The organism is Streptococcus sp. 121 (assembly GCF_016458205.1).
Taxonomy (GTDB): Bacteria; Bacillota; Bacilli; order Lactobacillales; family Streptococcaceae; genus Streptococcus.
Window position 1 is genome coordinate 1 of the sequence record NZ_JAEMED010000068.1, and the last position, 4359, is coordinate 4359.

Genomic DNA, 4359 nt, shown 5'->3' on the forward strand with positions numbered 1-4359 from the left:
TTACCGGTTTCATAAAGGCTTACGATGGTTTCTTTGAATTCTTTACTATACTTTTGTGACATATGGACTTCTCCTTTGGTTTGAGATAATTCTACCAAATCGTGTCCATGAAATCATACTAACACCAGGAATATAGGTAGAGTAGACGATAGATTCTTTGACTCAGGATATGATGATTTTATTGTTTCGGACGTCGATATACTTCTGGAATTGATAAAAATTAGAGATAATATTCCTGATAATCTACATGCAGGTTTTATTCAGACGTGCCAAAATCTAACAGATAAATTAGGATTATCTTTTAATCAACGCCAAAATAAAGGAATATATAATTATTGTTGGAATGTATCTCCTTATGATCGTGTTTTCTACATAGATAATGAATTAAATGTGTTCAGATGTACGGTTACAGTTGGTAGGCCAGAGTATATCCTGGGAAATTTGAAGACGGTTGATTTATTGAATTACCAACATGAAACGAGAACATTTTTAGATAACTCAAATTGTAAAAGTTGTGTTATAGGTGGTTTTTGTTCTGGAGGATGTGCTTTATCGGCTGATATAGATTTTCAAAAACAATGCTCTTGGGAACTACAAGAGTTTGAAAAGTTCGTAGACTTAATTCTCATTCCAGAAATTGTCTCTCTATTAGGTGAATTAAATGTCAAAAGCGTTTAAATTATTGATCGTATCTCAAGCTTTAGCTAATCTAGCGGATATTTTTTTACGAATATCGGTTATGACATATGTTTACATGTTATCAAAGTCTGCTCTGGTGACTGCCATTATTCCTATTGTAATTGGGATTTCCTCTTTTCTAGCTAGCCTGTTTCTTCCTCTATTGACGCAGAGTCTGGCTTTGAATAGAATTTTGTCTATAACACAGGCGGGTAAAACGATTTTTGTATTTTTTTTGTTACTAGCCCTTATGACAAAAGAACAAATGAATTTATTTATTTTATATACGAGTTTTAGCTTGATTTCTGTATTAGATGGTTTTGCCGTCCCTGCATCCCATGCTATTATTCCTCGATATGCTGACGATTTGGGAAAGTCTAATGCACTTTTTTCCGTAGTAAATGAGGGGATTCAGTTGATTGGATGGGGTTTGGGTGCTGGGATTGTTCCCTTGTTGGGGATGAAAAACTCTTTCTTTTTGATACTGCTGCAGTTTGCTTTGGCTTCCTTTCTTCTTTTCCTTTTACCAAAATTAGAGATAGGGGAAGTGGGGGCAACATCAAATTGGACTATTTTATTTAGAGGATGGAGTCTGATTAGGAAGAATAGCTCTCTCCGTTTGATGTTGCAAGTTAATAGTTTGGAAATAATGGCCAATACAATTTGGGTATCCTCGATTCTCCTTGTTTTTGTGAGCGTTGTTCTCAAGGAGACAGAAGTGTACTGGGGTTATGTTAACGTTCTTTTTTCACTGGGGAATATTTTTGGAGGGTTAGTAGCATATCGGTATTCAGAGTATCTCCTTAAAAGGAGATGGGAGAGTATGTTGTGTTCGGTACTTCTGATGGGATTGCTGACATTTATTTTAGTCCAATTCCCGAATCCTTTTCTATTTCTAACCATTTCCTTAGGGATTGGAGTCTTTGCCCCTCTTAAAGAGGTCCCGGAAAATGTGATTATTCAAGAGGGAGTAGAGGAGCTCTATCTGGCTTCTGTTTATGCGGCATTTGAAGTTGTTTCGACCATTGTTTTTTCGATTTCTGTAATGATTATGGGAGTTATTTCTGATAGATGGGGAGTTCAAATGACTTTCTATCTAGCAACTTTCTGTCTCATAATAGAGTCGTTTTGGATCTATAAGCAAAAATCAGCATTAGTGTGAAGTCTGCAACAAAAACATTGAGTTTTTAATTCTAGACTCAATATTTTTTCTATCTAATTTTGCAGCAGAAATATGCAGGATTGGTGATGTTACGCTCTAGATCTTATGGGTCTCTTTAATCGATTTTTGTTTCTTACATAAAGTGATCGGAAGCTCTTTAGATGTATTCATGAAGATTTGGAATTTCTGAGATTTTAAAACGCCCTCGATCGAGGGCGTTTTGGTCTATTAAGCTTCTTTCAAGTTGCTTGTTTGTTTTTGACTTGCTAATTGTGGTGCCAAGCCAAGTTCTGCAGAAAGCATCCAGAGATTTTTCTCAAGTTCGCCTTTAGCATCTTCAAAGAGGCTGTTTGTTACGTTTTCACCGTCTTCGTCTGTGACATCAAGGCCTTCTTGGAAGAGTTCTGTCAAGTATTGGAAGATTTCAATGACGCGTTTTAAACTATCTTCAACAGATTGGAATTTGCCAGGAGCTTCTTCAATTTTTGTATATTGGATGAACTCAGTGAGAGTGGAGTAAGGAGCGCCACCGAGAGTGATCAAGCGCTCGCTCATTTCATCCAAAGTTTCATCGATGAAGTCCATGTACTTATCCATTTTTGGATGCCATTTAGAGAAGCCAGCACCTCGCATATACCAGTGTACTTGGTGAAGTGCGATGCGAGAAGCATAGAGGTCAGCAACAGATTGATTTAAAATAGCCAGTGTGTTTTCCATCATTCAATTCCTCTTTTCTTATTTTGATAGTTTAATTATAATCATTCTAAATAAGAAAGTCAAGGAATTATACGCTCCTGAAAAAAGTTGCACAATTCTAATATTCAGATAATTTAAGACCAAAACAGTCTACTGACAAGCCTTGCTCTTTTTTGCTACAATAGGGACAGCAACTAGGACTGTTTTTCCTAGGGAAGGAGAAAAGATGAAAGATTCACCAATTCAGTATCGTCTGATTAAAAAAGAGAAGCACACGGGAGCCCGGTTGGGGGAAATTGTGACCCCACACGGGACTTTCCCGACGCCTATGTTTATGCCAGTAGGGACCTTGGCGACTGTAAAGACCATGTCCCCAGAAGAGTTGAAAGAGATGGGTTCTGGGATTATTCTGTCCAATACCTATCATCTATGGCTGCGTCCAGGGGATGAGTTGATTGCTCGAGCTGGTGGTTTGCACAAGTTCATGAACTGGGATCAGCCGATTTTGACGGACTCTGGTGGTTTCCAAGTTTATTCCTTGGCGGATTCCCGGAACATTACAGAAGAAGGGGTTACCTTCAAGAATCACTTGAATGGGGCTAAGATGTTCCTATCCCCAGAAAAAGCCATTTCGATTCAGAACAATCTAGGGTCTGACATCATGATGAGTTTTGATGAGTGTCCCCAGTTTTATCAGCCTTATGACTATGTTAAAAAATCCATTGAGCGGACTAGCCGCTGGGCGGAGCGTGGTCTCAAGGCCCACAAAAATCCCGATCGCCAAGGGCTGTTTGGAATTGTTCAGGGGGCTGGCTTTGAGGATCTCCGCCGTCAGTCTGCGGCAGACTTGGTGGCAATGGATTTCCCAGGTTACTCCGTGGGCGGCTTAGCGGTTGGCGAGACGCATGAGGAAATGAACGCGGTGCTGGACTTCACCACTCCCCTTTTACCCGAAAACAAACCGCGCTACTTAATGGGAGTAGGAGCGCCGGATAGTTTGATTGATGGGGTTATTCGCGGAATCGATATGTTTGATTGTGTTTTGCCGACACGGATTGCGCGCAATGGAACCTGTATGACCAGTCAGGGTCGTTTGGTGGTTAAGAATGCCCAGTATGCTGAGGACTTTGGTCCGCTGGATCCTAACTGTGATTGCTACACCTGTCAGAATTACAGTCGCGCTTATCTCCGTCATTTGCTCAAGGCGGATGAGACCTTCGGAATGCGCTTGACTAGCTATCACAATCTTTACTTCTTGATTGATTTGATGCGGAAAGTCCGCCAAGCGATTCTGGATGACAATCTCTTGGAATTCCGTCAAGATTTTGTGGAGCAATACGGCTATAACCGTTCCAATCGTAATTTCTAAATAGAAGAAAAAGGGGTTCCCAAAATATGGAGAACCCCTTAAAATTTTTAACTATACCTCTATTATAACATTAAAAAAACTAAAAAAGTAGACTATAAAATAATTTGTTTCTTGGTATAATTAAATTGAGAAAGCGTTGTCATTTGTTTGAACATGGAGGAGGATTATTATGATGCACATGTTTAATCAAGATAAAGTTCAGCGTTTTTCGCTAAGAAAATACTCGATAGGCTTAGCCTCGGTATTATTAGGAATATTTTTATTTGAAAATAACACAGTAAAAAAGCGCAAAAAAACACTATCTGTGTTATACTTAAGGTGAACATATTTAAAAATGTCTTAAGGGTGTTGCCGCATCCCTAATGCTTTTACTGCTTCATAAGTTTGATGTGTTTTCAAAAGTTTGTAGACAATTCTTAGTATCTTATGAGCACAAGCGATAACAGCCTTCATC

Annotated in this window: 5 protein-coding genes; 4 read left to right on the forward strand and 1 reads right to left on the reverse strand. The window is 39.0% G+C overall.

The annotated features are described in order from the left end of the window. The first annotated feature begins 210 nt into the window (after nt 1–210). Together JEQ21_RS09590 and JEQ21_RS09595 are read left to right on the forward strand one after the other, a co-directional pair. Nucleotides 211–678, forward strand: a complete 468-nt coding sequence (locus JEQ21_RS09590; protein WP_233340883.1) for an SPASM domain-containing protein — start codon at nt 211–213, stop codon at nt 676–678. After that, the gene (locus tag JEQ21_RS09595; protein WP_199365297.1) at nt 662–1840 is read left to right on the forward strand and encodes an MFS transporter; all 1179 of its coding nucleotides are present in this window, start codon (nt 662–664) and stop codon (nt 1838–1840) included. The genes JEQ21_RS09590 and JEQ21_RS09595 overlap by 17 nt, the downstream gene beginning before the upstream one ends. 228 nt (nt 1841–2068) lie before the next feature. Here JEQ21_RS09595 and JEQ21_RS09600 read toward each other — a convergent pair whose 3' ends face one another. Continuing rightward, the gene (locus JEQ21_RS09600; protein WP_196092326.1) at nt 2069–2560 is read right to left on the reverse strand and encodes a Dps family protein; all 492 of its coding nucleotides are present in this window, start codon (nt 2558–2560) and stop codon (nt 2069–2071) included. A 202-nt stretch (nt 2561–2762) separates the two neighbouring features. Here JEQ21_RS09600 and tgt point away from each other — a divergent pair, with 202 nt between their 5' ends. Both tgt and JEQ21_RS10355 read left to right on the forward strand, forming a co-directional pair. Continuing rightward, nucleotides 2763–3905 (forward strand): tRNA guanosine(34) transglycosylase Tgt, encoded by a 1143-nt coding sequence (gene tgt, locus JEQ21_RS09605; protein WP_196092325.1) that lies wholly within the window; start codon nt 2763–2765, stop codon nt 3903–3905. A gap of 178 nt (nt 3906–4083) precedes the next feature. Further along, a complete protein-coding gene (locus tag JEQ21_RS10355; RefSeq protein ID WP_442805126.1) occupies nt 4084–4227 on the forward strand; it encodes a YSIRK-type signal peptide-containing protein in 144 nt (47 codons plus the stop codon). The last annotated feature ends 132 nt before the right edge of the window (nt 4228–4359 follow it).